Annotated in this window: 25 protein-coding genes; 23 read left to right on the top strand and 2 right to left on the bottom strand. The window is 58.7% G+C overall.

Going from position 1 to position 26,989, the window contains the following annotated elements; all coding sequences use genetic code 11:
- The first annotated feature begins 6 nt into the window (after positions 1–6).
- The 13 genes from nuoA to nuoN all read left to right on the top strand — a co-directional run bounded on the left by nuoA (position 7) and on the right by nuoN (position 14,947).
- Entirely contained in the window at positions 7–447 is a 441-nt protein-coding gene (gene nuoA, locus KGP25_RS16505) for an NADH-quinone oxidoreductase subunit NuoA (RefSeq protein ID WP_006176516.1), read from the top strand.
- 15 nt (positions 448–462) lie between these two features.
- On the top strand, positions 463–1,137 hold the full coding sequence (nuoB, locus tag KGP25_RS16500) for an NADH-quinone oxidoreductase subunit NuoB (RefSeq protein ID WP_003861482.1): 675 nt from the start codon (positions 463–465) through the stop codon (positions 1,135–1,137).
- 89 nt (positions 1,138–1,226) lie between these two features.
- Positions 1,227–3,029 carry an NADH-quinone oxidoreductase subunit C/D gene (gene nuoC, locus KGP25_RS16495; protein WP_023312537.1) on the top strand — a complete coding sequence of 601 codons (1,803 nt, stop codon included), beginning with the start codon at positions 1,227–1,229 and terminating at the stop codon, positions 3,027–3,029.
- A gap of 2 nt (positions 3,030–3,031) precedes the next feature.
- The gene (gene nuoE / locus KGP25_RS16490) at positions 3,032–3,532 is read left to right on the top strand and encodes an NADH-quinone oxidoreductase subunit NuoE (RefSeq protein WP_008500208.1); all 501 of its coding nucleotides are present in this window, start codon (positions 3,032–3,034) and stop codon (positions 3,530–3,532) included.
- Positions 3,529–4,866, top strand: coding sequence for an NADH-quinone oxidoreductase subunit NuoF (gene nuoF / locus KGP25_RS16485; protein ID WP_008500209.1), 1,338 nt, complete (start codon positions 3,529–3,531; stop codon positions 4,864–4,866). The genes nuoE and nuoF overlap by 4 nt, the downstream gene beginning before the upstream one ends.
- Before the next feature lie 55 nt (positions 4,867–4,921).
- A complete protein-coding gene (nuoG, locus tag KGP25_RS16480) occupies positions 4,922–7,645 on the top strand; it encodes an NADH-quinone oxidoreductase subunit NuoG (protein WP_223539306.1) in 2,724 nt (907 codons plus the stop codon).
- A complete protein-coding gene (nuoH, locus tag KGP25_RS16475) occupies positions 7,642–8,619 on the top strand; it encodes an NADH-quinone oxidoreductase subunit NuoH (RefSeq protein WP_008500211.1) in 978 nt (325 codons plus the stop codon). The genes nuoG and nuoH overlap by 4 nt, the downstream gene beginning before the upstream one ends.
- Positions 8,620–8,632: 13 nt before the next feature.
- Complete coding sequence (nuoI, locus tag KGP25_RS16470) at positions 8,633–9,175, top strand: NADH-quinone oxidoreductase subunit NuoI (protein WP_003861491.1); 543 nt, start codon at positions 8,633–8,635, stop codon at positions 9,173–9,175.
- 10 nt (positions 9,176–9,185) lie between these two features.
- Positions 9,186–9,740, top strand: coding sequence for an NADH-quinone oxidoreductase subunit J (nuoJ, locus tag KGP25_RS16465; RefSeq protein WP_008500212.1), 555 nt, complete (start codon positions 9,186–9,188; stop codon positions 9,738–9,740).
- On the top strand, positions 9,737–10,039 hold the full coding sequence (gene nuoK, locus KGP25_RS16460) for an NADH-quinone oxidoreductase subunit NuoK (RefSeq protein ID WP_003861496.1): 303 nt from the start codon (positions 9,737–9,739) through the stop codon (positions 10,037–10,039). The genes nuoJ and nuoK overlap by 4 nt, the downstream gene beginning before the upstream one ends.
- Positions 10,036–11,877 (top strand): NADH-quinone oxidoreductase subunit L, encoded by a 1,842-nt coding sequence (gene nuoL / locus KGP25_RS16455; protein WP_023325763.1) that lies wholly within the window; start codon positions 10,036–10,038, stop codon positions 11,875–11,877. Before nuoK ends, nuoL begins: the two co-directional genes overlap by 4 nt.
- 76 nt (positions 11,878–11,953) lie before the next feature.
- Entirely contained in the window at positions 11,954–13,483 is a 1,530-nt protein-coding gene (gene nuoM / locus KGP25_RS16450; protein WP_008500214.1) for an NADH-quinone oxidoreductase subunit M, read from the top strand.
- 6 nt (positions 13,484–13,489) lie between these two features.
- Complete coding sequence (gene nuoN / locus KGP25_RS16445; protein ID WP_024908971.1) at positions 13,490–14,947, top strand: NADH-quinone oxidoreductase subunit NuoN; 1,458 nt, start codon at positions 13,490–13,492, stop codon at positions 14,945–14,947.
- A gap of 99 nt (positions 14,948–15,046) precedes the next feature.
- On the opposite strand, the gene KGP25_RS16440 is transcribed toward nuoN, so the two are convergent.
- Complete coding sequence (locus KGP25_RS16440; RefSeq protein WP_223539305.1) at positions 15,047–16,051, bottom strand: chemotaxis protein; 1,005 nt, start codon at positions 16,049–16,051, stop codon at positions 15,047–15,049.
- A 64-nt stretch (positions 16,052–16,115) separates the two neighbouring features.
- The gene (gene rbn, locus KGP25_RS16435) at positions 16,116–17,033 is read right to left on the bottom strand and encodes a ribonuclease BN (RefSeq protein ID WP_045908723.1); all 918 of its coding nucleotides are present in this window, start codon (positions 17,031–17,033) and stop codon (positions 16,116–16,118) included.
- Between the two features lie 71 nt (positions 17,034–17,104).
- Between rbn and KGP25_RS16430 the strand changes: the two genes are divergently transcribed.
- From KGP25_RS16430 to KGP25_RS16385, 10 genes are all read left to right on the top strand, one after another.
- Positions 17,105–17,566, top strand: a complete 462-nt coding sequence (locus KGP25_RS16430; RefSeq protein WP_023344582.1) for a GNAT family N-acetyltransferase — start codon at positions 17,105–17,107, stop codon at positions 17,564–17,566.
- Between the two features lie 53 nt (positions 17,567–17,619).
- Positions 17,620–17,925, top strand: coding sequence for a stress response protein ElaB (elaB, locus tag KGP25_RS16425; RefSeq protein ID WP_008500219.1), 306 nt, complete (start codon positions 17,620–17,622; stop codon positions 17,923–17,925).
- 86 nt (positions 17,926–18,011) lie between these two features.
- Entirely contained in the window at positions 18,012–19,307 is a 1,296-nt protein-coding gene (gene menF / locus KGP25_RS16420) for an isochorismate synthase MenF (RefSeq protein WP_223539304.1), read from the top strand.
- An 88-nt stretch (positions 19,308–19,395) separates the two neighbouring features.
- Positions 19,396–21,066, top strand: coding sequence for a 2-succinyl-5-enolpyruvyl-6-hydroxy-3-cyclohexene-1-carboxylic-acid synthase (menD, locus tag KGP25_RS16415; RefSeq protein WP_063622166.1), 1,671 nt, complete (start codon positions 19,396–19,398; stop codon positions 21,064–21,066).
- Positions 21,063–21,839, top strand: a complete 777-nt coding sequence (gene menH, locus KGP25_RS16410; protein WP_223539303.1) for a 2-succinyl-6-hydroxy-2,4-cyclohexadiene-1-carboxylate synthase — start codon at positions 21,063–21,065, stop codon at positions 21,837–21,839. Before menD ends, menH begins: the two co-directional genes overlap by 4 nt.
- Positions 21,836–22,693, top strand: a complete 858-nt coding sequence (menB, locus tag KGP25_RS16405; protein WP_039023994.1) for a 1,4-dihydroxy-2-naphthoyl-CoA synthase — start codon at positions 21,836–21,838, stop codon at positions 22,691–22,693. Before menH ends, menB begins: the two co-directional genes overlap by 4 nt.
- Positions 22,693–23,658, top strand: coding sequence for an o-succinylbenzoate synthase (menC, locus tag KGP25_RS16400; RefSeq protein WP_223539302.1), 966 nt, complete (start codon positions 22,693–22,695; stop codon positions 23,656–23,658). Before menB ends, menC begins: the two co-directional genes overlap by 1 nt.
- Positions 23,655–25,016, top strand: a complete 1,362-nt coding sequence (menE, locus tag KGP25_RS16395; RefSeq protein ID WP_223539301.1) for an o-succinylbenzoate--CoA ligase — start codon at positions 23,655–23,657, stop codon at positions 25,014–25,016. The genes menC and menE overlap by 4 nt, the downstream gene beginning before the upstream one ends.
- Before the next feature lie 124 nt (positions 25,017–25,140).
- Positions 25,141–25,680, top strand: a complete 540-nt coding sequence (locus tag KGP25_RS16390; protein WP_023616384.1) for a YfaZ family outer membrane protein — start codon at positions 25,141–25,143, stop codon at positions 25,678–25,680.
- A gap of 93 nt (positions 25,681–25,773) precedes the next feature.
- Complete coding sequence (locus KGP25_RS16385; protein ID WP_223539300.1) at positions 25,774–26,973, top strand: nicotinamide mononucleotide deamidase-related protein YfaY; 1,200 nt, start codon at positions 25,774–25,776, stop codon at positions 26,971–26,973.
- Positions 26,974–26,989: the final 16 nt, after the last annotated feature.

Genomic DNA, 26,989 nt, shown 5'->3' with positions numbered 1-26,989 from the left:
TAAGCAATGAGTATGTCAACATCCACAGAAGTCATCGCTCATCACTGGGCATTCGCAATCTTTCTTATTGTAGCCATTGGCCTGTGCTGCCTGATGTTAGTCGGCGGCTGGTTCCTGGGCGGTCGCGCCCGTGCAAGGCACAAAAACACACCTTTCGAATCAGGTATTGATTCAGTAGGTACCGCTCGCTTACGCCTGTCTGCCAAGTTTTACCTGGTAGCCATGTTCTTCGTCATCTTCGACGTGGAAGCGCTTTACCTTTTCGCATGGTCGACCTCCATTCGCGAAAGTGGTTGGGTGGGCTTTGTCGAGGCCGCAATTTTCATTTTAGTGCTACTGGCCGGTCTGGTTTATCTGGTGCGTATTGGCGCGCTTGACTGGACGCCTGCGCGTTCACGTCGTGAACACATCAACCCGGAAAACAGTATCTCTAATCGTCAGCAGTAACAGCGAGGCAATAAGATGGATTATACGCTCACCCGCATAGATCCTAACGGTGAGAATGACCGTTACCCCCTGCAAAAACAGGAGATCGTAACCGACCCCCTGGAGCAAGAAGTCAATAAAAGCGTGTACATGGGCAAACTCGAACATGCCATGCACGATATGGTCAACTGGGGTCGTAAGAACTCCATCTGGCCTTACAACTTTGGCCTTTCTTGCTGCTACGTTGAAATGGTGACGTCATTCACTGCGGTGCATGACGTTGCGCGTTTTGGGGCAGAGGTACTGCGTGCTTCCCCACGTCAGGCTGACCTGATGGTGGTAGCCGGTACCTGCTTTACCAAGATGGCACCTGTTATTCAGCGTCTTTATGACCAGATGCTGGAGCCAAAATGGGTTATCTCCATGGGCGCATGTGCTAACTCTGGCGGTATGTACGACATCTATTCCGTCGTACAGGGCGTAGATAAATTTATCCCAGTGGATGTGTACATCCCGGGTTGTCCGCCTCGTCCGGAAGCCTACATGCAGGCGCTGATGCTGCTGCAGGAGTCCATCGGTAAAGAACGTCGCCCACTGTCGTGGGTCGTTGGCGATCAGGGTGTGTATCGCGCGAACATGCAGTCTGAGCGCGAGCGTAAACGTGGTGAACGTATTGCCGTCACCAATCTGCGTACGCCTGACGAAATTTAATTTGCGCCTGTAGGCCTGGAGAACACCTTCGCATATCACTACTCAAATAGCGCGAAGCCAGGCTCAACAGTCACCACGGACCATTTGCAATGGTGAACAATATGACCGACTTAACCGCGCAAGAAGCCGCCTGGCAGACCCGGGATCATCTGGATGACCCAGTCATTGGCGAACTGCGCAACCGTTTTGGGCCGGATGCCTTTACTGTTCAGGCTACCCGCACCGGGGTACCCGTTGTTTGGGTGAAGCGTGAACAATTGCTGGAAGTTGTCGATTTCCTCAAGAAATTGCCAAAACCGTACGTCATGCTGTTTGACTTACACGGCATGGATGAACGTCTCAGAACGCACCGCCAGGGTCTCCCTGCTGCGGATTTTTCCGTTTTCTACCACCTGATCTCAATAGACCGTAATACGGATATCATGCTCAAGGTGGCATTGTCTGAAAACGACATGCATCTGCCGACGATCACCAAACTTTTCCCGAACGCCAACTGGTACGAGCGTGAAACCTGGGAAATGTTCGGCATGACCTTTGACGGCCACCCGCACCTGACGCGCATCATGATGCCGCAGACCTGGACCGGCCACCCGCTGCGTAAAGACTACCCGGCACGTGCTACCGAATTCGATCCGTTTGAGCTGACCAAAGCCAAGCAGGATCTGGAGATGGAAGCGCTGACCTTCAAACCGGAAGACTGGGGCATGAAGCGCGGTACCGACAACGAGGACTTCATGTTCCTCAACCTCGGTCCAAACCACCCGTCTGCGCACGGTGCATTCCGTATTATTCTTCAGCTCGACGGTGAAGAGATTGTCGACTGCGTGCCTGACATCGGTTACCACCACCGTGGTGCTGAGAAGATGGGCGAGCGTCAGTCCTGGCACAGCTACATTCCGTATACCGACCGTATCGAGTACCTCGGCGGCTGCGTCAACGAAATGCCATACGTGCTGGCCGTTGAGAAACTGGCGGGTATTGTTACGCCGGATCGCGTTAACGTGATTCGCGTCATGCTGTCAGAACTGTTCCGTATCAACAGCCACCTGCTATACATCTCCACGTTCATTCAGGACGTCGGCGCGATGACCCCGGTCTTCTTCGCCTTTACCGACCGTCAGAAAATCTACGATCTGGTAGAAGCCATTACCGGTTTCCGTATGCACCCGGCCTGGTTCCGTATCGGCGGTGTGGCACACGATCTGCCGCGCGGCTGGGACCGTCTGCTGCGTGAATTCCTCGACTGGATGCCGAAACGTCTGGCGTCTTACGAGAAAGCCGCGCTGCGCAACACCATCCTGAAAGGCCGTTCCCAGGGCGTTGCTGCCTACGGCGCGAAAGAGGCGCTGGAGTGGGGGACGACAGGGGCAGGTCTGCGTGCGACCGGTATTGATTTCGACGTGCGTAAAGCCCGTCCTTACTCTGGCTACGAGAACTTCGACTTTGAAGTCCCGGTGGGCGGCGGCGTGTCCGACTGCTACACCCGCGTGATGCTGAAAGTGGAAGAGCTGCGCCAGAGTCTGCGCATCCTTGAGCAGTGCCTCAACAACATGCCGGAAGGCCCCTTCAAGGCGGATCACCCGCTGACGACGCCGCCACCGAAAGAGCGCACGCTGCAACATATCGAAACCCTGATCACCCACTTCCTGCAGGTTTCCTGGGGTCCGGTCATGCCGGCGCAAGAATCCTTCCAGATGATTGAAGCGACCAAGGGTATTAACAGTTACTACCTGACCAGTGACGGCAGCACCATGAGCTACCGTACCCGCGTGCGTACGCCGAGCTTTGCGCACCTGCAGCAGATCCCGTCCGCCATCCGCGGCAGTCTGGTCTCCGACCTGATTGTGTATCTGGGTAGTATCGATTTTGTTATGTCAGATGTGGACCGCTAATTATGCACGAGAATCAACAACCACAAACCGAGGCTTTTGAGCTGAGTGAAGCAGAACGTGCCGCCATTGAGCACGAGATGCACCACTACGAAGACCCGCGTGCGGCGTCCATTGAAGCGCTGAAAATCGTACAGAAACAGCGTGGTTGGGTGCCGGATGGGGCGATCTATGCGATCGCGAAAGTGCTGGGTATTCCGGCAAGTGACGTAGAAGGCGTAGCCACGTTCTACAGCCAGATCTTCCGTCAGCCGGTGGGCCGCCATGTGATCCGCTACTGTGACAGCGTGGTCTGCCACATCACCGGTTATCAGGGCATTCAGGCTGCGATTGAGAAGAAGCTCAATATCAAGCCGGGCCAGACCACGTTCGATGGTCGCTTTACTCTGCTGCCAACCTGCTGCCTGGGTAACTGCGACAAGGGGCCGACCATGATGATTGATGAGGACACTCACAGCCATCTGACGCCGGAAGCGATTCCTGACCTGCTGGAGCAGTACAAATGAAAACTGTAATTCGTACTGCTGAGACGCATCCGCTGACCTGGCGTCTGCGTGATGACAAACAGCCGGTATGGCTCGACGAATATCAGAGCAAAAACGGCTATGCCGGTGCGCGTAAAGCCCTTGGCGGCATGGCGCCGGACGACATCGTTAACGCGGTAAAAGAGTCTGGCCTGAAAGGCCGCGGCGGCGCGGGCTTCTCCACTGGTCTGAAGTGGAGCCTGATGCCAAAAGACGAATCCATGAACATCCGTTACCTGCTGTGTAACGCCGATGAAATGGAGCCGGGCACCTATAAAGACCGCCTGCTGATGGAGCAGCTGCCGCACCTGCTGGTGGAAGGCATGCTGATCTCCGCGTTTGCGCTGAAAGCGTACCGTGGTTACATCTTCCTGCGCGGTGAGTACATCGAAGCAGCGGAAAACCTGCGTCGCGCGATTGCCGAAGCCACCGAAGCGGGACTGCTGGGCAAAAACATCCTGGGCACCGGGTTTGACTTCGAACTGTTCGTGCACACCGGTGCCGGGCGTTATATCTGCGGTGAAGAGACCGCGCTGATTAACTCCCTGGAAGGCCGCCGCGCGAACCCGCGTTCCAAGCCACCGTTCCCGGCCAGCTCCGGCGTGTGGGGGAAACCGACCTGCGTAAACAACGTCGAAACCCTGTGTAACGTTCCGGCTATCCTCGCGAACGGCGTGGAGTGGTATCAGGGCATCTCCTCAAGCAAAGATGCCGGTACCAAGCTGATGGGCTTCTCCGGTCGCGTGAAAAATCCTGGCGTCTGGGAACTGCCGTTCGGTACTACCGCGCGCGAAATTCTTGAAGACTACGCCGGCGGCATGCGCGATGGCCTGAAATTCAAAGCCTGGCAGCCGGGTGGGGCAGGGACAGACTTCCTGACCGAAGCCCACCTTGACCTGCCGATGGAATTCGAAAGCATTGGTAAAGCAGGCAGCCGTCTGGGTACGGCGCTGGCGATGGCCGTCGACCACGAGATCGGCATGGTGTCGCTGGTGCGTAACCTGGAAGAGTTCTTCGCCCGTGAGTCCTGCGGTTGGTGTACACCGTGCCGTGATGGGCTGCCGTGGAGTGTGAAGATCCTGCGTGCAATCGAACGTGGCGAAGGCCAGCCTGGCGATATCGAAACACTTGAGCAACTGTGTCGATTCTTAGGCCCGGGTAAAACCTTCTGTGCCCACGCACCGGGTGCCGTCGAACCTCTGCAGAGCGCGATCAAATATTTCCGCGACGAGTTCGAAGCAGGCATCAAGCAGCCGTTCAGCAATACCCATGCGATCAATGGGATTCAGCCGAACCTGCTTAAAGCGCGCTGGTAACGACAAGAATTTTGATTAACGCTCGGTTTCGACCGAGCCAACTGGAAGCATGCTAATGGCTACGATTCATGTAGACGGCAAAGAATACGAAGTCAACGGGGCGGACAACCTGCTGGAAGCTTGTCTGTCTCTTGGCCTCGATATTCCGTACTTTTGCTGGCATCCGGCGCTGGGCAGCGTCGGTGCTTGCCGCCAGTGTGCGGTGAAGCAATATCAAAACGCGGAAGACACGCGTGGTCGCCTGGTGATGTCCTGTATGACGCCAGCCACCGAAGGCACCTTTATTTCGATTGATGACGAAGAAGCCAAACAGTTCCGCGAAAGCGTGGTGGAGTGGTTGATGACCAACCACCCGCACGACTGTCCGGTTTGTGAAGAGGGCGGTAACTGCCACCTTCAGGATATGACCGTGATGACCGGTCACAGCTTCCGTCGCTATCGCTTTACCAAGCGTACCCACCGTAACCAGGATCTGGGGCCGTTCATCTCTCACGAAATGAACCGCTGCATCGCCTGCTATCGCTGCGTGCGTTACTACAAAGACTATGCAGACGGTCAGGATCTGGGCGTGTATGGCGCGCATGACAACGTCTACTTCGGTCGTCCGGAAGACGGCGTGCTGGAGAGCGAATTCTCCGGTAACCTGGTAGAAATCTGCCCGACCGGCGTCTTCACGGATAAAACTCACTCCGAGCGTTACAACCGTAAATGGGACATGCAGTTTGCGCCAAGCATCTGCCAGCAGTGTTCCCTCGGCTGTAACACCAGCCCGGGTGAGCGCTACGGCGAACTGCGTCGTATCGAAAACCGCTACAACGGTACCGTTAACCACTACTTCCTGTGCGACCGCGGTCGTTTCGGCTATGGCTATGTGAACCTGAAAGACCGTCCGCGTCAGCCGGTTCAGCGCCGTGGCGACGATTTCATTACCCTGAACGCAGAACAGGCGATGCAGGGCGCGGCAGATATTCTGCGCCAGTCGAAGAAAGTGATCGGTATCGGCTCCCCGCGTGCCAGCATCGAAAGCAACTTCGCGCTGCGCGAGCTGGTCGGGGCGGAAAACTTCTATACCGGCATCGCCCAGGGCGAGCAGGAACGTCTGCAGCTGGTACTGAAAGTGCTGCGTGAAGGCGGTATCCATACCCCTGCGCTGCGCGAAATCGAATCCTATGATGCGGTCCTGGTGCTGGGTGAAGACCTGACCCAGACCGGCGCCCGCGCAGCTCTGGCGGTTCGTCAGGCGGTGAAGGGTAAAGCACGTGAAATGGCAGCGGCGCAAAAAGTGGCTGACTGGCAGATTGCGGCGATCCTGAACATCGGTCAGCGCGCGAAGCATCCTCTGTTTGTGACCAACGTCGACAATACCCGTCTGGACGATATCGCGGCGTGGACCTACTGCGCACCGGTTGAAGATCAGGCGCGTCTTGGTTTTGCCATTGCCCACGCGCTGGACAACAACTCACCGGCCGTTGAGCTGGATCGCGACCTGCAAAACAAGGTTGACGTGATTGTTCAGGCCCTGGCCGGTGCGAAGAAACCGCTGATTATTTCCGGTACCAACGCCGGTAGCGCAGAGATCATTCAGGCCGCAGCCAACGTGGCCAAAGCCCTGAAAGGCCGCGGTGCTGACGTCGGTGTGACCATGATTGCCCGTGCGGTGAACAGCATTGGTCTGGGCATGATTGGCGGCGGCTCGCTGGAAGCTGCGTTAAGCGAACTGGAATCCGGTGCCGCTGACGCCGTGGTGGTGCTGGAAAACGACCTGCATCGTCATGCTTCTGCCGCTCGCGTTGACGCCGCGCTCTCCAAAGCGCCGCTGGTGATGGTGATTGACCATCAGCGCACCGCGATTATGGACAAAGCGCATCTGGTGCTCTCTGCGGCAAGCTTCGCAGAAAGCGACGGTACCGTTATCAACAACGAAGGCCGCGCGCAGCGTTTCTTCCAGGTTTATGACCCGTCTTACTACGACAGCAACACCGTGATGCTGGAAAGCTGGCGCTGGCTGCACTCCCTGCACAGCACCGTGCAGAGCCGTGAAGTGGACTGGACGCAGCTCGACCACGTTATCGACGCGGTGGTGGAAAAACTGCCTCAGCTGGCAGGCATTAAAGATGCCGCGCCTGAAGCGAGCTTCCGCATTCGCGGCCAGAAACTGGCGCGTGAACCGCACCGTTACAGCGGCCGTACTGCAATGCGCGCCAATATCAGCGTGCACGAACCGCGCCAGCCGCAGGATAAAGACACCATGTTCGCCTTCTCCATGGAAGGGAACAACCAGCCGTCTGCGCCGCGTTCGCAAATCCCGTTCGCATGGGCACCGGGCTGGAACTCCCCGCAGGCATGGAACAAGTTCCAGGCTGAAGTGGGCGGCTCCCTGCGCCACGGCGATCCGGGCGTGCGTCTGATTGAAGCTTCCGAAACCGGTCTGGACTTCTTCAGCACCGTACCGGCGAGCTTCCAGGCGCAGGACGGTAGCTGGCGTATTGCACCGTACTACCACCTGTTCGGTAGCGACGAGCTGTCCCAGCGTTCACCGGTCTTCCAGACCCGTATGCCGCAGCCGTACATCAAGCTTAACCCGGCGGATGCCGCGAAGCTTGGCGTTAACGCGGGTGCGAACATCGCCTTTAGCTATGACGGCCAGACCATCAGCCTGCCGCTGATTATTTCTGAAAGTCTGACAGCAGGGCAGGTCGGTCTGCCGATGGGTATGCCTGGCATCGCGCCGGTTCTGGCGGGTGCGCGTCTTGATAATCTGCAGGAGGCAAAAGCATGAGTTGGTTAACGCCGGATCTTATCGACATCCTGCTGAGCATTCTGAAAGCGATTGTTATCCTGCTGGTGGTGGTCACCTGCGGCGCGTTCATGAGCTTTGGTGAACGTCGTCTGCTCGGTCTGTTCCAGAACCGTTACGGACCGAACCGCGTGGGCTGGGGTGGTTCACTCCAGCTGGTCGCGGATATGATCAAGATGTTCTTTAAAGAGGACTGGATCCCGCGCTTCTCGGATCGCGTGATCTTTACTCTGGCACCGATGATCGCCTTCACCTCGCTGCTGCTGGCGTTTGCTATCGTGCCGGTCAGCCCGACCTGGGTGGTCGCTGACCTGAACATCGGCATTCTGTTCTTCCTGATGATGGCAGGCCTCGCGGTTTACGCGGTCCTGTTCGCAGGCTGGTCCAGTAACAACAAATACTCGCTGCTGGGTGCGATGCGTGCTTCCGCGCAGACCCTGAGCTACGAAGTGTTCCTGGGTCTCTCCCTGATGGGCGTGGTGGCGCAGGCCGGTTCATTCAACATGACCGACATCGTCAACAACCAGGCCGACATCTGGAACGTTATTCCGCAGTTCTTTGGGTTTATTACCTTTGCCATCGCGGGCGTGGCAGTGTGTCACCGTCACCCGTTTGACCAGCCAGAAGCCGAACAGGAACTGGCCGACGGTTACCACATCGAATATTCCGGTATGAAATTCGGTCTGTTTTTCGTGGGCGAGTACATCGGTATTGTCACCATTTCCGCGTTGATGGTAACGCTGTTCTTCGGTGGCTGGCATGGCCCGTTCTTACCGCCGTTCATCTGGTTCGCGCTGAAAACCGCGTTCTTCATGATGATGTTCATTTTGATTCGCGCAGCGTTACCGCGTCCGCGTTATGACCAGGTAATGTCCTTCGGCTGGAAAGTGTGCCTGCCGCTGACGCTCGTCAACTTGTTGGTAACGGCCGCTGTCATTCTCTGGCAGCAGCCATAAGGGGCAATAGACCATGACCTTAAAAGAATTACTGGTAGGCTTCGGTACCCAGGTACGCAGTATCTGGATGATTGGCCTGCATGCGTTTGCCAAACGCGAAACCCGGATGTACCCGGAAGAGCCGGTATATCTGCCGCCGCGCTACCGTGGCCGTATCGTGCTGACGCGCGACCCGGACGGTTCCGAGCGCTGCGTTGCCTGTAACCTGTGTGCGGTAGCGTGCCCGGTTGGCTGTATCTCTCTGCAGAAAGCCGAGACGGTAGACGGCCGCTGGTACCCTGAGTTCTTCCGCATCAACTTCTCACGCTGCATCTTCTGCGGTCTGTGTGAAGAAGCGTGCCCAACCACGGCGATTCAGCTGACTCCAGACTTCGAGCTGGGTGAGTACAAGCGTCAGGACCTGGTGTACGAGAAAGAGGATCTGCTGATTTCCGGTCCGGGCAAATACCCGGAATATAACTTCTACCGGATGGCGGGTATGGCAATCGACGGCAAAGATAAGGGCGAAGCAGAGAACGAAGCTAAGCCTATCGACGTCAAGAGCCTGTTACCGTAAGGAGAGGGCAATGGAATTCGCTTTTTATATCTGTGGCCTTATCGCCATCCTGGCTACGCTGCGAGTGATCACGCACACCAATCCGGTGCATGCGCTGCTGTACTTAATCATCTCGCTGCTGGCCATTTCCGGGGTGTTCTTCGCACTGGGCGCGCACTTCGCCGGTGCGCTGGAAATCATCGTCTACGCCGGGGCCATCATGGTGCTGTTCGTGTTCGTGGTGATGATGTTGAACCTGGGCGGCTCTGAAATTGAGCAGGAACGTCAGTGGTTAAAACCGCAGGTGTGGATCGGCCCGGCAATTTTGTCGGCCATCATGCTGGTGGTGATCGTTTACGCCATTCTGGGTGTTAACGATCAGGGCATCGACGGCACGCCGATTGGCGCGAAAGAGGTGGGTATCACGCTCTTTGGCCCATACGTTCTGGCAGTGGAACTGGCCTCAATGCTGCTGCTGGCAGGTCTGGTTGTGGCTTTCCACGTTGGCCGCGAAGAGCGTGCTGGCGAGGTGCTGAGCAACCGCACTGACGACCGCGCGAAAAGAAAAACGGAGGAGCGCGCATGATCCCCTTAACACATGGACTGATCCTCGCTGCGATTTTATTCGTTCTGGGTCTGACCGGTCTGGTTATCCGCCGCAATCTGCTGTTTATGCTGATCGGGCTGGAAATCATGATTAACGCCTCCGCGCTGGCCTTCGTGGTCGCCGGAAGCTACTGGGGCCAGACCGATGGTCAGGTGATGTACATTCTCGCCATCAGCCTCGCGGCTGCCGAAGCGAGTATTGGCCTGGCGCTGTTGCTGCAGCTCCATCGTCGCCGCCAGAATCTGAACATCGATTCAGTAAGTGAGTTGCGTGGATGAACATGCTTGCCTTAACCATTATTTTTCCGCTGATTGGCTTCGTGCTGCTGGCGTTTTCTCGCGGCCGCTGGTCTGAGAATCTGTCTGCAACCGTCGGCATGGGCTCTGTTGGCTTGGCCGCGCTGGTGACAGCGTATGCGGGTATCGACTTCTTTAACAACGGGCGTCAGCCTTTCAGCGTGCCGCTGTGGACCTGGATGTCAGTCGGTGATTTCAACATCGGTTTCAACCTGGTGCTGGATGGTCTCTCCCTGACCATGCTCTCCGTGGTCACCGGCGTCGGCTTCCTGATCCACATGTTCGCCTCCTGGTATATGCGCGGTGAAGAGGGTTACTCCCGCTTCTTCGCCTACACCAACCTGTTTATCGCCAGCATGGTGGTTCTGGTCCTGGCCGATAACCTGCTGCTGATGTATCTGGGCTGGGAAGGCGTGGGTCTGTGTTCTTACCTGCTGATCGGTTTCTACTATACCGATCCGAAGAATGGCGCAGCGGCCATGAAAGCGTTCGTCGTGACCCGCGTGGGTGACGTCTTCCTCGCTTTCGCGCTGTTCATTCTTTACAACGAACTGGGCACGCTGAACTTCCGCGAAATGGTGGAACTGGCGCCAGCGCACTTCGCCGCAGGCAACAACATGCTGTGGTGGGCAACGCTGATGCTGCTGGGTGGTGCCGTGGGTAAATCCGCGCAGCTGCCGTTGCAGACATGGCTGGCCGACGCGATGGCGGGTCCAACCCCTGTCTCCGCGCTGATCCACGCTGCGACCATGGTTACCGCCGGTGTCTACCTGATTGCGCGTACCCATGGGCTGTTCCTGATGACCCCGGAAATTCTGCATCTGGTGGGTATCGTCGGTGCGGTCACGCTGGTGCTGGCAGGCTTTGCCGCGCTGGTGCAGACCGACATCAAGCGCGTTCTCGCGTACTCAACCATGAGCCAGATTGGTTACATGTTCCTCGCGCTGGGCGTTCAGGCGTGGGACGCGGCCATTTTCCACCTGATGACGCACGCGTTCTTTAAAGCGCTGCTGTTCCTCTCATCCGGTTCGGTGATTCTGGCCTGCCATCACGAGCAGAACATCTTCAAAATGGGCGGACTGCGTAAGTCCATCCCGCTGGTCTATGTCTGCTTCCTGGTGGGCGGCGCGGCGCTGGCGGCACTGCCGTTGATCACCGCGGGCTTCTTCAGTAAGGACGAAATCCTTGCGGGTGCCATGGCGAATGGTCATATCAATCTTATGGTTGCGGGTTTGGTCGGTGCGTTCATGACCTCCCTGTATACCTTCCGTATGATTTTCATCGTATTCCACGGTAAAGAACAAATTCACGCTCACGCAGGGAAGGGGATTACCCATCATCTGCCGCTGATTGTGCTGCTGGTACTGTCCACCTTCGTTGGCGCGATGATTGTGCCTCCGCTGCAGGGCGTGCTGCCAGACACCACCGAGCTTGAGCACGGTCGCGTTCTGACGCTTGAAATCACCTCCGGTGTGGTCGCTATCGCGGGCATCCTGATTGCCGCATGGCTATGGCTGGGTAAACGTACGCTGGTCACTGCCGTGGCCAACAGTGCGCCGGGCCGCCTGCTGGGCACCTGGTGGTACAACGCGTGGGGCTTCGACTGGCTGTACGACATGATCTTCGTTAAGCCGTTCCTGGGCATCGCGTGGCTGCTGAAGCGCGACCCGCTGAACAGCCTGATGAATATCCCGGCGATCCTTTCCCGCTTTGCAGGCAAAGGCCTGCTGTACAGCGAGAACGGTTACCTGCGCTGGTATGTGGCGTCCATGAGCATCGGTGCGGTTGTCGTGCTGGCGCTGCTGATGGTGTTGCGTTGATCGTTAAGTGAATTTTATTCGAATTCGTTGAAAATCAGGCCCCTGCTGGGGGCCTTAAAAAGGAATGTAAATCGCCATGTTACTACCCTGGCTAATATTAATTCCCTTCATCGGCGGCTTCCTGTGCTGGCAGACTGAACGCTTTGGCGTGAAGATGCCGCGCTGGATCGCGCTGATCACCATGGGATTGACGCTCGCGCTTGGCCTGCAACTGTGGTTGCAGGGCGGTTACTCACTGACCCAGTCTGCGGGCATTCCGCAGTGGCAGTCTGAGTTCATCCTGCCGTGGATCCCACGTTTCGGCATTACGATCCACCTGGCGATTGACGGTCTCTCACTGCTGATGGTGGTGTTGACCGGTCTGCTCGGCGTTCTGGCGGTACTCTGCTCCTGGCGTGAAATCGAAAAATACCAGGGCTTCTTCCACCTTAACCTGATGTGGATCCTGGGCGGCGTAATCGGCGTGTTCCTTGCCATCGACATGTTCCTGTTCTTCTTCTTCTGGGAGATGATGCTGGTTCCGATGTACTTCCTGATCGCGCTGTGGGGCCACAAGGCGTCCGACGGTAAAACGCGTATCACGGCGGCAACCAAGTTCTTCATCTATACCCAGGCGAGTGGTCTGGTGATGTTAATTGCCATTCTGGCGCTGGTGTTTGTTCACCACAACGCGACCGGCACCTGGACCTTCAACTACGAAGACCTGCTGAAGACCCCAATGTCTCACGGCGTGGAATATCTGCTGATGCTGGGCTTCTTCATCGCGTTCGCGGTGAAAATGCCAGTGGTTCCGCTGCACGGCTGGCTGCCAGACGCGCACTCTCAGGCGCCAACGGCGGGTTCCGTTGACCTGGCGGGCATCTTGCTGAAAACGGCGGCCTACGGTCTGCTGCGTTTCGCTCTGCCGCTGTTCCCGAACGCCTCCGCAGAATTCGCACCGATTGCCATGTGGCTGGGTGTCATCGGTATCTTCTACGGTGCCTGGATGGCCTTCACCCAGTACGACATCAAGCGTCTTATTGCTTATACCTCCGTTTCCCACATGGGCTTCGTGCTGATTGCTATCTACACCGGCAGCCAGCTGGCGTACCAGGGGGCGGTGATCCAGATGATTGCGCACGGTCTGTCCGCAGCCGGTCTCTTCATCCTGTGCGGTCAGCTGTACGAACGTCTGCACACCCGCGACATGCGTATGATGGGCGGCCTGTGGAGCAAAATTAAGTGGCTGCCAGCGCTCTCCATGTTCTTCGCGGTGGCGACTCTGGGGATGCCGGGCACCGGTAACTTCGTCGGCGAATTTATGATTCTGTTCGGCAGCTTCAAAGTGGTACCGGTGATTACCGTGATCTCCACCTTTGGTCTGGTGTTCGCTTCCGTCTACTCGCTGGCGATGCTGCACCGCGCTTACTTCGGTAAAGCGAAGAGCGAAATTGCTGCACAAGAACTGCCGGGGATGTCGCTGCGTGAGCTGTTCATCATCCTGCTGCTGGTCGTACTGCTGGTGCTGCTGGGCTTCTTCCCGCAGCCGATTCTGGATACCTCGCACAGCGCGATGGGCAATATCCAGCAGTGGTTTGTTAATTCTGTTTCTACTACAAGGCCGTAATTCGCCATGACAATAACTCCACAACAACTGATCGCGCTGCTACCGCTGCTGATCGTCGGATTGACGGTGGTGGTTGTGATGCTCTCCATTGCGTGGCGACGCAATCACTTCCTGAATGCCACGCTGTCGGTCATCGGCCTGAACGCCGCGTTAGTCTCTCTCTGGTTTGTTGGCCAGGGTGGGGCGATGGACGTCACTCCGCTGATGCGCGTTGACGGTTACGCCATGCTGTATACCGGTCTGGTGCTGCTGGCGAGCCTGGCAACCTGTACCTTTGCGTACCCATGGCTCGAAGGCTACAACGACAACAAAGAAGAGTTTTACCTGCTGGTTCTGATTGCCGCGCTGGGCGGCATTCTGCTGGCGAATGCGAACCACCTGGCCGCGCTGTTCCTCGGTATTGAGCTGATCTCTCTGCCGCTGTTCGGTCTGATTGGTTACGCCTTCCGCCAGAAGCGCTCCCTGGAAGCAAGCATCAAGTACACCATCCTGTCTGCGGCGGCGTCCTCGTTCCTGCTGTTTGGTATTGCGCTGGTATACGCACAGTCCGGTAACCTCTCCTTTATGGCGCTCGGCAAGAGCCTCGGTGACGGCATGCTGCATGAGCCGCTGCTGCTGGCGGGTCTGGGCATGATGATTGTTGGCCTTGGCTTCAAACTCTCTCTGGTGCCGTTCCACCTGTGGACGCCAGACGTTTACCAGGGCGCGCCAGCGCCGGTGTCGACCTTCCTGGCGACGGCGAGCAAAATCGCCATCTTCGGGGTGGTTATGCGTCTGTTCCTGTACGCACCGGTGGGTGACAGTGAAGCGGTTCGCGTGGTGCTGGGCATTATTGCGTTCGTCTCCATCATCTTCGGTAACCTGATGGCGCTGAGCCAGACCAACATCAAACGTCTGCTGGGCTACTCGTCTATCTCTCATCTGGGCTACCTGATGGTGGCGCTGATTGCGCTGCAGAGCGGTGAGATGTCGATGGAAGCCGTGGGCGTCTATCTGGCCGGTTACCTGTTCAGCAGCCTCGGCGCCTTCGGCGTGGTGAGCCTGATGTCCAGCCCGTACCGTGGTCCGGATGCCGATTCACTGTTCTCCTACCGTGGTCTGTTCTGGCACCGTCCGATCCTGTCCGCGGTGATGACCGTGATGATGCTCTCTCTGGCGGGTATCCCGATGACGCTCGGCTTTATCGGTAAGTTCTACGTGCTGGCTGTCGGTGTGCAGGCGCACCTGTGGTGGCTGACTGCGGGCGTGGTGATCGGTTCCGCGATTGGTCTCTACTACTACCTGCGCGTGGCCGTGAGCCTGTACCTGAGCGCGCCTCAGCAGCTCAACCGTGATGCCCCAACCAACTGGCAGTACAGCGCTGGCGGTATTGTGGTTCTCATCTCCGCGCTGCTGGTGCTGATCTTCGGTATCTATCCGCAGCCGCTGATTGATATCGTGCAGCGAGCGATGCCATTAATGTAAAAACAAAAAACCCGCCTCGGCGGGTTTTTTATTGCCCAGCGGCGCTACGCTTGCAGGGCCTACGGGTTTTGTAGGTCGGGTAAGCGTAGCGCCACCCGACTAAGCCAGCTGTTTGCGGCTAATCAACGGCCCGTCAATCTTCTTCATCGAGCGGTCCAGCACTTCCTCAATCACTGACGACAGCTCGTTCAGCTCAAACTTCGCGACGTAGCCATCCGCTTTCACCTTACGAATATGGTCTTCGTTGGCGTTGCCGGAAAGGGAAGAGTGGATCACCACCGGAATATCTTTCAATACCGGGTCGGTTTTGATTTTGCGCGTCAGCGTAAAACCGTCCATCTCCGGCATTTCGAGGTCGGTCAGCACCAGCGCGATCTTATCGGTGATGGGAACCCCCTCAGCCTGCGCCTGTGCGGCCAGAACCCCAATTTTCTCCCACGCCTCTTTGCCGGTGATATGCAGCTGCGCCGGGATCTCCATCGCCTGCAGGCCTTTCTCCAGCATCGAGCGCGCCACTTTGGAGTCTTCCGCGACGATGGCGACCGCGCCCGGCTTGATATGGAATTTGGTGGTTTTCAGATTGGTGGCGTGCAGATCGTGATTGGCCGGAGTGATGTCGTACAGGATCTGCTCAACGTCCAGCACCATCGCCAGATCGTTGATATCGCTCTTCTCGTCAAGACACGCAATGCTGGTGATGTAGCGACCGCTGACGGCGGTTTCCGCCGCGTGCACCTGCTTCCAGTCCAGACGCATGATGTTCTCAACCGACTCCACGGCAAACGCCTGCACGCTGCGCGCGTATTCGGTGATCAGCAGGATATTCAGCCCGGTGGTAGGCTTACAGCCCGCCACGGCGGCCAGGTCGATCACCGGGATCACCTGATCGCGAATATTCACCATTCCCATCAGCGGTGATTTCATCCCGGCGGGTTTCGTGAACTCCGGCATCGGCACAATTTCACGCAGCTTAAAGACGTTAATGCCAAACAGCTCAGATTTATTTTCGTTTAGAGAGGTGCCAAGACGGAACAGCAACAGTTCAAAACGGTTCGACAGGGTCAGATTCGCCCTGTCATCAATATCTTTCTGGAAATTATCCATTCTACCCTCGAGAGAAATGCTGACCTTTTAATCGTTATCGGCATCCTGAGGGAAAAATGAAGGACTAAACGCTGACCTGAGCGAAATCTTCGGCCAGCTCACATTCCGGGAACAGCGCGCGACACTCTGCCAGCAGCTTTTCACAGCCCCGCGCGTCGTAGCGCGAGCTGACGTGGGTGACGATGAGCCTCCCGACGCCCGCGTCACGGGCAAGCTGCGCCGCCTGTCGCGTGGAGCTATGACCCCGGCCGTTGGCTTTCTCTTCCATCGCCGTTTCAAGGGTCGCTTCATGTACCATCACGTCCACGCCCTGGGCCAGCGTGAGCGCCGCCCGGCACGGGGCCGTGTCGCCAAAAATTGCCAGCTTCTTGCCGGGCTGCGGTGCGGCGAGATAATCCTGACCGTTGATGACGCGCCCGTCCTCCAGCGTGACGGTCTCACCGTGCTTCAGGCGCTGGAACAGCGGTCCGGGTTTTACGCCATCGGCCATCAGCGCGGCGGCGTCCAGCGCGCCGGGTTTGTCATGCGCGTCAATGCGATAGCCATAGCACTCGACAGGGTGATTGAGCGGCTGAGCGCTCACCTTATAATCGCCGTCATCGAAAATCAGGCCTTCGCTAATCTCAACGACCTCCAGCGGATAATCCGTCCACGACCCGCTCAGGCGCAGCGTGGTTTCAACAAATTCACGAATACCCGCAGGCCCGTAAATCGTCAGCGGGTTGGCGTTACCGGCCATCGAGCGGCTGCACAGCAGGCCGGGAAGGCCAAACAGATGGTCGCCATGCAGATGGGTGATAAAAATTTTATCCAGCTTGCCGGGGTGATAAGCGGTGTGTAACAGCTGATGCTGCGTCCCTTCACCACAGTCAAACAGCCACAGCCCGCCGCGGGTGGGGTGTTTAAGATCCAGCAATATCGCCGTCACATTTCGTGAGCGGGTTGGTACGCCCGCGGACGTACCCAGAAAAATCAGTTCCATAACGCAATCAGCCCTTTGCCGAACGGGGAGGGGTTTAGTATAACGTGATGAACCCCAGGAAGGAGACTGACATGATCCAGTGGCAAGATTTACACCATAGTGACCTCACCGTTCATTCACTTTACGCCGTGCTGAAACTGCGCTGCGAAGTGTTCGTGGTTGAACAGACCTGCCCGTATCAGGACATCGACGGCGACGATCTCGTCGGCGAGAACCGCCATATCCTCGGCTGGCGGAATAACGAGCTGGTGGCGTATGCGAGGATTCTGAAAAGCGAAGACGATTTTGAGCCTGTCGTCATTGGCCGCGTCATCATCAGCGGCAAAGCGCGCGGTGAAAAACTGGGCTATCAGCTGATGGAGAAAACGCTGGAGGCATGCCAGAAACAGTGGCCGAACAAAGCGTTATACCTGGGCGCGCAGGCGCACCTGCAGTCCTTCTACGGCCACTTTGGTTTCGTGCCGGTCACCGAGGTGTACGATGAAGACGGCATTCCTCACATCGGCATGGCGCGCGAAGCGAAGCAGGCGTAATGGCGAGTCGTTGGCTATAGTTAGCGGACTGGTGTACTAACATGGAGAAAAATATGTCATTTCAATCCTGGGATACCCGTATCGACGACGACCTGGCCTTACTGAGCGAAACGCTGGAAGAGGTGTTACGTTCCTCGGGCGACCCTGCCGATCAGAAATATATTGAGCTAAAAGCCCGCGCCGAGCAGGCGCTGCATGAAGTGAAAAACCGCGTCAGCCATGCGTCCGATACCTACTACTACCGCGCCAAAAAAGCGGTGTACCGTGCCGATGATTACGTGCATGAAAAACCGTGGCAGGGTATTGGAGTCGGTGCTGCCGTCGGGCTGGTACTGGGGCTGCTGTTGGCCCGTCGTTAAGCCGCTTAACCACTCCCTATACGTGGGTACTGCTATTTATTGCCAGTACCCCGTATAATACGAGGTTTTAACAGGGAGAGGTTCGCGTGAATTCGATTTTCCTCGCGCTGGAGCAATTGCGTACCCAGCTTTCGCAAGCGTTACCCGCAACACCCGGCATACGTCATTTCGACGTCTCTTTCCCGTTAAACGACGCTTTCGACCCTCTCGCCTGGCTTGGGGCGCAGCAGTGCTATCCGCAGTTTTACTGGCAGCAGCGTAACGGCGATGAAGAGCTGGCTGCGCTGGGGGCGGTGATCCCCTTTTCCTCTCTGGCGTTAGCCACGCAGTTTTTGCGCGAGCAAAACGCGGCAGGTGATACCCGTATCTGTGGCCTGAACGCCTTTACTCCGGAGCAGGGCAGCCTCTTTTTACCGCGACTGCTCTGGCGACGCACCGCCGGCACCGCTACGCTGCGTCTGCAGCTGTGGAGTGATTATTCACTTCAGGAAGATGCCCTCGCCGCGCGGGATTTTTTACAGCAGCTCCGTCCTGCGAGATCTATCCGTCCGCTATCCGTTCAGGTTGAGCACGAAACCCATCAGCCGCAACAGGCCGAATGGCTGACGCTTATCCGCAGAGCGACAGAGACCATCGCGCGCGGTGATTTTGAAAAGGTGGTTCTCGCCCGGGCAACCGATATCCGGTTTACACAGCGCGTTAACCCTGTCGCGCTGATGGCGGCCAGCCGCGCCCTGAATTTACATTGCTACCATTTCTGCATGATTTTCGACGCCAGCAACGCGTTTCTTGGCTCGACCCCCGAGCGTCTCTGGCGGCGGCGCGGCACGCTGCTGCGTACAGAAGCGCTGGCGGGCACCGTCGCCAGCCATGCCGATGATGGCCAGGCGCAGCGTCTCGGCGAGTGGCTGCTGAACGACGATAAAAACCAGCGCGAAAATATGCTGGTCGTGGAAGATATTTGCCAGCGTCTTCAGCACTACACGCAGACGCTTGAGGTACTGCCCCCCCAGGTGGTGCGCCTGCGTAAAGTGCAGCATTTGCGCCGCTGTATCTGGACCGAACTCAAACAGGCCGACGACGAGCAGTGCCTGCATATGCTACAGCCGACGGCGGCCGTTGCCGGTTTGCCGCGACAGCCTGCGCGCGAATTTATTCAGAAGGTTGAGCCCTTTAACCGCGAGTGGTACGCCGGTTCTGCCGGGTATTTATCGCCTGACCAGAGTGAATTTTGCGTGGCGTTGCGCTCCGCCCGCGTCCAGGATGACTCCCTGCGGCTCTACGCCGGGGCCGGCATTGTCAGCGGGTCTGACCCGGAACAGGAGTGGCAGGAGATCGAAAACAAAGCGGCCGGATTGCGCTCTCTGCTCCTTAGGGATTAATACTGATTCGCGCAATCCCGATTCATATCAAAATTCCAATTTTTTCTATTATTTATACTGTGTCGCATTCTTGATACCGGACAATCTCATGTCAGTAAGTTCTTTTAACCGACGCTGGGCGGCGGTGATCCTTGAAGCCCTGACGCGCCACGGCGTCAGGCACGTGTGTATTGCACCGGGTTCTCGCTCAACGCCGCTGACGCTGGCGGCCGCCGAAAACCGGGCGTTGATTCACCACACCCACTTTGATGAGCGTGGCCTCGGGCATCTCGCGCTGGGTCTGGCAAAGGTCAGCAAAGAACCCGTGGCGGTGATTGTTACTTCCGGTACTGCCGTGGCGAACCTCTATCCGGCTCTGATTGAAGCCGGGTTAACCGGTGAAAAGCTGATTCTGCTGACGGCTGATCGTCCCCCTGAGCTTATCGACTGCGGCGCCAATCAGGCCATCCGTCAGCCGGGACTCTTTTCTTCGCATCCTTCGCAGACGATTTCGCTGCCCCGTCCCACCCAGGATATTCCGGCAAGCTGGCTGGTCTCCACCGTCGATCATGCTATGGAGACGCTGCGCAGCGGGGCGCTGCATATTAACTGCCCGTTTGCCGAGCCGCTCTACGGCGAGCTGGACGATACGGGTCTTGACTGGCAGCAGACCCTTGGCGACTGGTGGCAGAGTGAGAAACCGTGGCTGCGCGAGCAGACGCACCTTGAGAGCGCGAAACAGCGCGACTGGTTCTTCTGGCGGCAGAAGCGTGGCGTGGTTATCGCCGGGCGCATGAGCGCCGCCGAAGGCAAGCTGGTCGCCGAGTGGGCGCAAACTCTGGGCTGGCCGCTGATAGGCGACGTGCTTTCCCAGACCGGGCAGCCGCTGCCGTGCGCGGATCTCTGGCTGGGTAATGCCAAAGCGGTCACCGAGCTGTCGCAGGCGCAGATTGTGGTCCAGCTTGGATCGAGTTTAACCGGCAAACGGTTACTGCAGTGGCAGGCCACCTGCACACCGGACGAATACTGGCTGGTGGACGCGCTGGAAGGGCGTCTTGACCCGGCGCACCATCGCGGTCGTCGTCTGGTCAGCCGTATCGACGCCTGGCTGGCGCTCCATCCGGCTGAAAAACGCAAACCCTGGGCGGTTACCCTCCCGGACCTGTCGCGGCAGGCGTGGGAATTGACCCATGCGCGCTGTGAAGCGTTCAGCGAGGCCGGGCTGGCGCACCGTATTCGCCAGTACCTGCCCGAGCAGGGGCAGCTGTTTGTCGGCAACAGCCTGGTCGTGCGGCTGATAGACGCCTTTTCGCAGCTGCCAGCAGGCTACCCGGTGTACAGCAACCGTGGCGCCAGCGGCATCGACGGACTGATCTCCACGGCGGCAGGCGTGCAGCGCGCCAGCGCGAAATCGACGCTGGCCATCGTGGGGGATCTCTCCGCGCTCTACGATCTCAATGCGCTGGCGCTGCTGCGTCAGGCGTCAGCCCCGTTCGTGCTGATTGTGGTCAACAACAACGGCGGGCAGATTTTCTCCCTGCTGCCTACGCCGCAGAGCGAGCGCGAGCGCTTCTATCTGATGCCGCAGAACGTACAGTTCGAACACGCCGCGGCGATGTTCAGCCTGAAATATCATCGCCCGGAAAGTTGGGAACAGTTGGGTGCCGCGCTCGGTACAGCCTGGAAACAGCCCGGCGCGACGCTGATTGAGCTGGTGGTGAACGAGGCTGACGGTGCGCAGACCCTGCAAAGCCTGCTGGCGCAGGTGAGCCAGCTGTGATCCTCTCGGGCGTGCAGCAGGCCGGAAAACCAGGCTATCCCTGGCTGGTCTTTTTGCACGGTTTTTCCGGCGATTGCCGCGAGTGGCAGGGTATTGGGGAGCGACTTCGTGACTATCCCCGGCTGTATCTGGATCTGCCGGGTCACGGTGCATCCCGGCACCTGGGCGTCGAGGGCTTCGACGAGATGAGCGCGTTGCTCACCCGAACTCTGATTAGTTACAACATACTGAAGTTCTGGCTCGTCGGGTACTCCCTCGGCGGCCGCATTGCGATGTTCCATGCCTGCCAGCAGCCAAAGGGGCTGTTGGGCCTGACGGTAGAAGGGGGACATCCGGGCCTGCAGGATGCCGATGCGCGACAGGCGCGGCTGGCATCCGACCGCCACTGGGCAGCACGTTTTCGCAGCGAACCGCTGGATAACGTATTCGCTGACTGGTACCAACAGCCCGTGTTTGCCTCCCTGACGGACGCCCAGCGCGACGCGCTGATTACCCTGCGCAGCCAGAACCGCGGCGCGACGCTGGCGATGATGCTCGAGGCAACATCGCTGGCCGTGCAGCCCGACCTGCGTGCTGCCCTGAGCGCGCGCCATTTCTCTTTTGATTATCTCTATGGCGAACGTGATGAGAAGTTTGCGGCCCTTGCCGCGGAGCTGAACGCTGTTCGCCATGCAATTCCCAACGCCGGACACAACGCCCACCGGGAAAACCCCGATGCGGTTGCGGCAAGTCTGGCTCAGATACTGCGTCTTCGAATAAAGGACACTCTATGATCTACCCTGATGAACACATGCTTTACGCCCCGGTTGAATGGCAGGACTGCTCCGAAGGCTACACCGACATTCGTTACCACAAATCCACCGACGGCATTGCCAAAATCACCATCAACCGCCCGCAGGTGCGTAACGCCTTCCGTCCGCTGACCGTGAAAGAGATGATTCAGGCCCTGGCGGATGCGCGCTACGACGACAACATCGGCGTGATTGTCCTGACCGGCGAAGGCGAGAAAGCGTTCTGCTCCGGTGGCGATCAGAAAGTGCGCGGTGACTACGGCGGATACCAGGACGACGCGGGTACGCATCACCTGAACGTCCTCGATTTCCAGCGTCAGATCCGCACCTGTCCAAAACCGGTGGTGGCGATGGTGGCGGGCTACTCCATCGGCGGTGGCCACGTGCTGCACATGATGTGCGACCTGACCATTGCCGCCGAGAACGCCATCTTCGGCCAGACGGGCCCGAAAGTGGGATCTTTCGATGGCGGCTGGGGGGCCTCCTACATGGCGCGCATCGTCGGTCAGAAAAAAGCCCGCGAAATCTGGTTCCTGTGCCGTCAGTACAATGCGCAGGAAGCGCTGGATATGGGCCTGGTGAACACCGTGGTGCCGCTTGCCGAGCTCGAAAAAGAGACCGTGCGCTGGTGCCGTGAAATGCTGCAAAACAGCCCGATGGCGCTGCGCTGCCTGAAGGCCGCGCTCAACGCCGACTGCGACGGTCAGGCGGGTCTGCAGGAGCTGGCGGGCAACGCCACCATGCTGTTCTACATGACCGAAGAGGGTCAGGAAGGGCGCAACGCGTTTAACGAAAAACGCCAGCCAGACTTCAGCAAATACAAACGGAACCCGTAATGCGTCGCGCGCAGGTTTACCGCTGGCAGATACCGATGGACGCGGGCGTGGTGCTGCGTGAACGGCGGTTAAAAACCCGTGATGGCTTCTTCGTGCTTCTGCAGCAGGGCGAGCGGGAAGGCTGGGGCGAGATTTCGCCTCTGCCGGGGTTTAGCCTCGAGTCGCTGGATGACGCGCGGGCGGCCTTGCTGGCGTGGGCGGACGCGTGGTGCGAGGGTGCAAATCCGGCGCTGCCGGAGGTGCCTTCCGCGGCCTTTGGTATCAGCTGCGCGCTGGCCGAACTGGACGGCAGCCTGCCGAAAGCGGGGAATTACCGCGCGGCGCCGCTCTGCACGGGCGATCCGGACGAGCTGTTCGCGCTGCTCTCCGCCATGCCGGGCGAGAAAGTCGCGAAAATCAAAGTTGGGCTCTACGAGGCGGTGCGTGACGGCATGGTCGCCAACCTGCTGCTGGAGGCGATCCCCGATCTGCATCTGCGTCTGGACGCCAACCGCGCCTGGACGCCGCTTAAGGCGCAGCAGTTTGCGAAGTACGTCAACCCGGCCTACCGGAGCCGCATTGCCTTCCTCGAAGAGCCGTGCAAAACCCGCGAGGATTCGCGCGCGTTTGCCCGCGAAACGGGGATTGCCATCGCCTGGGATGAAAGCCTGCGCGAGGCCGATTTTGAATTTGCCGCAGAGCCCGGCGTCAGCGCAGTGGTGATTAAACCGACGCTGACCGGCAGCCTGGCGAAAGTGCGCGAGCAGGTCGCGGCGGCGCATGCCCTAGGGCTGACGGCGGTGATCAGCTCGTCGATTGAGTCCAGCCTTGGGCTAACCCAGCTGGCGCGCGTGGCCGCCTGGCTAACGCCGGATACGGTTCCTGGCCTCGACACGCTGAACCTGATGCAGGCTCAGCTTCTCCGCCCGTGGCCGGACAGCGCGCTGCCGTGCCTCGACGTCGCGGCGCTGGAGCCGTTGCGATGAGTTTTACCGACTGGCCGTGGCGACACTGGTGCGCGCTGTTTGCCGATAAACCGGCCCTGAGGCTGAACGACGAGGTGCTCAGCTGGCAACAGCTGTGCGCGCGCATCGATAGCCTTGCGGCAGGCTTTCACCAGCAGGGCGTGGAGGAGGGCTGCGGCGTGCTGCTGCAGGCCCATAATCATCCGCAAACCCTGCTGGCGTGGCTGGCGCTGCTCCAGTGCGGGGCGCGTATTCTTCCCGCTAATCCGCAACTGCCGCGCCCGCTGCTGGACGTGCTGCTCCCGCAGATGACGCTGCGCTTTGCGCTGGTGCTGGACGGCAGCTACGACGCTCTTCCTGCCCTGCGCATGCACGAGACAGCCGATGCGTATCGCGCTGCGTGGCAGCCGGCGCGGCTGGCCTCCATGACGCTGACTTCAGGCTCCACCGGACTGCCGAAAGCGGCGGTCCATACCTGCGAGGCCCATCTTGCCAGCGCGCGCGGCGTTTTGGCGCTGATGCCCTACGGTGAAGACGACGACTGGCTGCTTTCGCTGCCGCTGTTTCACGTTTCCGGCCAGGGGATTTTATGGCGCTGGCTGCAGGCCGGCGCGCGGTTAACCGTACGCGAGAAACAGCCTCTGGAGCAGGCGCTGTGCGGCTGCACCCACGCCTCACTGGTGCCAACCCAGCTCTGGCGCTTGCTGAATGCCCACCAGCCTGTCGCACTGAAAGCGGTGCTGCTGGGCGGGGCGGCCATCCCTGTTGAATTGACCGAACAGGCGCGAGAGCAGCATATACGCACCTTCTGCGGCTACGGTCTGACCGAGTTTGCCTCTACCGTCTGTGCGAAAGAGGCGGACGGCGAGCCGGACGTGGGCTGTGCGCTGCCGGGCAGAGAGGTGCAGGTCGTTAACGGTGAAGTCTGGATCAGGGCGCAAAGCATGGCCTCAGGCTACTGGCGGGATGGCGAACTGATTTCGCTGACCAACGCGCAGGGTTGGTTCGCCACACGCGATCGCGGCGAATGGCATGACGGCCGTCTGACGATCCTTGGCCGCATGGACAACCTCTTTTTTAGCGGTGGAGAAGGGATCCAGCCGGAATCGCTGGAGCGCGTTATCGCCACGCACCCGCAGGTTAACCAGGTGTTTGTCGTTCCGCTGGACGACGCTGAATTCGGGCAACGCCCGGTGGCGGTCGTGGAGTGCGAGCCGGGAACGGATATCACCTGCTTACCCGACTGGGTGAGGGACAAGGTGGCGCGTTTTGAGCAACCCGTCCGCTGGCTGCTGCTGCCGACTGAACTCAAAAATGGCGGCATTAAAGTTTCGCGCCGCGCGCTGCAGGAGTGGGTTAACGCAACGCTGAAGGGATAATAGCCGTTTCAAATAGTTACAATCTACTGACCGGCCGCACGCAGAGTGCTTGATCCCCGAAAGACCCAGGTTAAAATCTCGCGGTTTTGGGACTTCTCTATAAAAATTGTGCGGGATCACGACAATGAAAAAAGTGGCATTACTGGGCTTCGGCCTGATGGTTGTATCTGCGGCGGCGAACGCCATTAGCATTAACGGCTCGGCGGGTCAGGATTATACCCACCTGGGCTTTGGCATGGGTACCGAGACATCCGGTCTGGCGATGACCGGCGGCTGGACGCATAACGATGACGACGGCGACGCGGCCAGCCTCGGCCTGGGTCTCAACGTTCCTCTTGGCCCGTTCCTGGCGACCGTCGGTGGTAAAGGTATCTATACCAACCCAAATGACGGTGATGAAGGGTACGCGGCGGCAGTGGGCGGCGGTCTGCAGTGGAAAATTGGCGACAGCTTTGGCCTGTTTGGTGAGTACTACTACTCTCCGGACTCCCTCTCAAGCGGTATCGACAGCTATGAAGAGGCCAACGCTGGCGCACGCTGGACCATCATGCGTCCAATCACCATCGAAGCAGGCTATCGCTATCTGAACCTGGCCGGCAAAGACGGTAACCGCGATAACGCGCTGGCCGACGGCCCGTACGTGGGCGTCAGCGCAGGCTTCTAATCTCTCCGGCGCGGCATGCTGTCGCGCCAGTTTCTCTCTGCTCCACCCCGCGTTTGCGCTATAGTGTTTTGACCAAATAAGCGGGAGAACACAATGATTAACGTGGAGATGTTATCCACCGGCGACGAAGTGCTGCATGGACAAATTATTGATACCAATGCTGCCTGGCTGGCCGATCTTTTCTTTGAGCAAGGATTACCGTTAACGCGCCGCAATACGGTGGGCGACAATCTTGAGTCACTGGTCGCTGTTCTGCGCGAGCGCAGTGAACAGTGCGACGTGCTGATTGTGAACGGCGGGCTCGGCCCCACCAGTGACGATCTCAGTGCCCTGGCCGCCGCGACCGCAAAAGGCGAAGGGCTGGTGCTGCATGAGGCGTGGCTCTCGCAGATGGCGCGTTTTTTCTCCGAACGTGGCCGCGTCATGGCCCCCAGCAACCGCAAACAGGCTGAAATTCCCGCCAGTGCTGAACTGGTCGATAACCCGGTCGGTACCGCGTGTGGGTTTGCCATGCAGCTGAACCGCTGTCTGATGTTCTTCACGCCGGGCGTGCCCTCAGAATTTAAAGTGATGGTCGAGCAGCAGATCCTGCCGCGCCTTCGCGATCGTTTTACCCTGCCGGAACCGCCGCTGTGCCTGCGTCTGACCACCTTTGGCCGCTCGGAAAGCGATCTGGCCCAGAGCCTCGATCACCTTCCTCTGCCGCCGGGCGTGTCCATGGGCTATCGCTCCTCCATGCCGATCATTGAACTTAAGCTGACAGGCCCGGTCGAACAGAAAGAGGCGATGCTGGCGTTGTGGCCCGAGGTGCAGCGCGTGGCGGGCGAAAGCCTGATCTTTGAAGGTACGGAAGGGTTGCCCGCGCAGATTGCGAAGCAGCTGCAGGCGCGTCAACTGAGCGTGACCTTAAGCGAGCAGTTCACCGGTGGCCTGCTGGCACTTCAGCTGTCGCGCGTCAACGCGCCGCTGCTGGCGAGCGAAGTGGTGCCGTTCCAGCAGGAGACCCTGGCGCAGACCGCCCGCTGGGCGTCCGAGAGAAGGGTGAAGCATTTTGCCGGTCTGGCGCTGTTTGTCGGTGGGCTGGATGAAGAACATCTCAACTTCGCGCTGGCGACGCCCGAGGGCACCCACGCCCTGCGGGTAAAAATGAGCATTACCCGCCACAGCCTGACGGTGCGTCAGGAGGTGTGCGCTATGATGGCACTGAACATGCTGCGCCGTTGGCTGAATGGCAAAGAGGTGGCCAGCGAGCACGGCTGGATTAACGTGGTTGAGTCGCTGTTCGTGGAGTAACGCCTGTGCCGGGGCC

The organism is Enterobacter sp. JBIWA003 (assembly GCF_019968825.1).
Taxonomy (GTDB): domain Bacteria; phylum Pseudomonadota; class Gammaproteobacteria; order Enterobacterales; family Enterobacteriaceae; genus Enterobacter; species Enterobacter quasiroggenkampii.
The sequence above is the reverse complement of the archived record's forward strand: the minus strand, read 5'-3'. Positions and strand labels throughout refer to the sequence as shown.

What these genes read in the sequence shown, in the direction of transcription:
- menE (WP_223539301.1), top strand. Translation starts at nt 23,655, where the DNA reads ATGAGTTTTACCGACTGGCCGTGGCGACACTGGTGCGCGCTGTTTGCC.
- rbn (WP_045908723.1), bottom strand. Translation starts at nt 17,033, where the DNA reads ATGGAACTGATTTTTCTGGGTACGTCCGCGGGCGTACCAACCCGCTCA.
- elaB (WP_008500219.1), top strand. Translation starts at nt 17,620, where the DNA reads ATGTCATTTCAATCCTGGGATACCCGTATCGACGACGACCTGGCCTTA.
- nuoI (WP_003861491.1), top strand. Translation starts at nt 8,633, where the DNA reads ATGACCTTAAAAGAATTACTGGTAGGCTTCGGTACCCAGGTACGCAGT.
- nuoB (WP_003861482.1), top strand. Translation starts at nt 463, where the DNA reads ATGGATTATACGCTCACCCGCATAGATCCTAACGGTGAGAATGACCGT.
- nuoL (WP_023325763.1), top strand. Translation starts at nt 10,036, where the DNA reads ATGAACATGCTTGCCTTAACCATTATTTTTCCGCTGATTGGCTTCGTG.
- menB (WP_039023994.1), top strand. Translation starts at nt 21,836, where the DNA reads ATGATCTACCCTGATGAACACATGCTTTACGCCCCGGTTGAATGGCAG.
- nuoF (WP_008500209.1), top strand. Translation starts at nt 3,529, where the DNA reads ATGAAAACTGTAATTCGTACTGCTGAGACGCATCCGCTGACCTGGCGT.
- menD (WP_063622166.1), top strand. Translation starts at nt 19,396, where the DNA reads ATGTCAGTAAGTTCTTTTAACCGACGCTGGGCGGCGGTGATCCTTGAA.
- nuoA (WP_006176516.1), top strand. Translation starts at nt 7, where the DNA reads ATGAGTATGTCAACATCCACAGAAGTCATCGCTCATCACTGGGCATTC.
- nuoG (WP_223539306.1), top strand. Translation starts at nt 4,922, where the DNA reads ATGGCTACGATTCATGTAGACGGCAAAGAATACGAAGTCAACGGGGCG.
- menC (WP_223539302.1), top strand. Translation starts at nt 22,693, where the DNA reads ATGCGTCGCGCGCAGGTTTACCGCTGGCAGATACCGATGGACGCGGGC.
- nuoK (WP_003861496.1), top strand. Translation starts at nt 9,737, where the DNA reads ATGATCCCCTTAACACATGGACTGATCCTCGCTGCGATTTTATTCGTT.
- nuoM (WP_008500214.1), top strand. Translation starts at nt 11,954, where the DNA reads ATGTTACTACCCTGGCTAATATTAATTCCCTTCATCGGCGGCTTCCTG.
- nuoC (WP_023312537.1), top strand. Translation starts at nt 1,227, where the DNA reads ATGGTGAACAATATGACCGACTTAACCGCGCAAGAAGCCGCCTGGCAG.
- nuoN (WP_024908971.1), top strand. Translation starts at nt 13,490, where the DNA reads ATGACAATAACTCCACAACAACTGATCGCGCTGCTACCGCTGCTGATC.
- nuoJ (WP_008500212.1), top strand. Translation starts at nt 9,186, where the DNA reads ATGGAATTCGCTTTTTATATCTGTGGCCTTATCGCCATCCTGGCTACG.
- nuoE (WP_008500208.1), top strand. Translation starts at nt 3,032, where the DNA reads ATGCACGAGAATCAACAACCACAAACCGAGGCTTTTGAGCTGAGTGAA.
- KGP25_RS16440 (WP_223539305.1), bottom strand. Translation starts at nt 16,051, where the DNA reads ATGGATAATTTCCAGAAAGATATTGATGACAGGGCGAATCTGACCCTG.
- KGP25_RS16430 (WP_023344582.1), top strand. Translation starts at nt 17,105, where the DNA reads ATGATCCAGTGGCAAGATTTACACCATAGTGACCTCACCGTTCATTCA.
- KGP25_RS16390 (WP_023616384.1), top strand. Translation starts at nt 25,141, where the DNA reads ATGAAAAAAGTGGCATTACTGGGCTTCGGCCTGATGGTTGTATCTGCG.
- KGP25_RS16385 (WP_223539300.1), top strand. Translation starts at nt 25,774, where the DNA reads ATGATTAACGTGGAGATGTTATCCACCGGCGACGAAGTGCTGCATGGA.
- nuoH (WP_008500211.1), top strand. Translation starts at nt 7,642, where the DNA reads ATGAGTTGGTTAACGCCGGATCTTATCGACATCCTGCTGAGCATTCTG.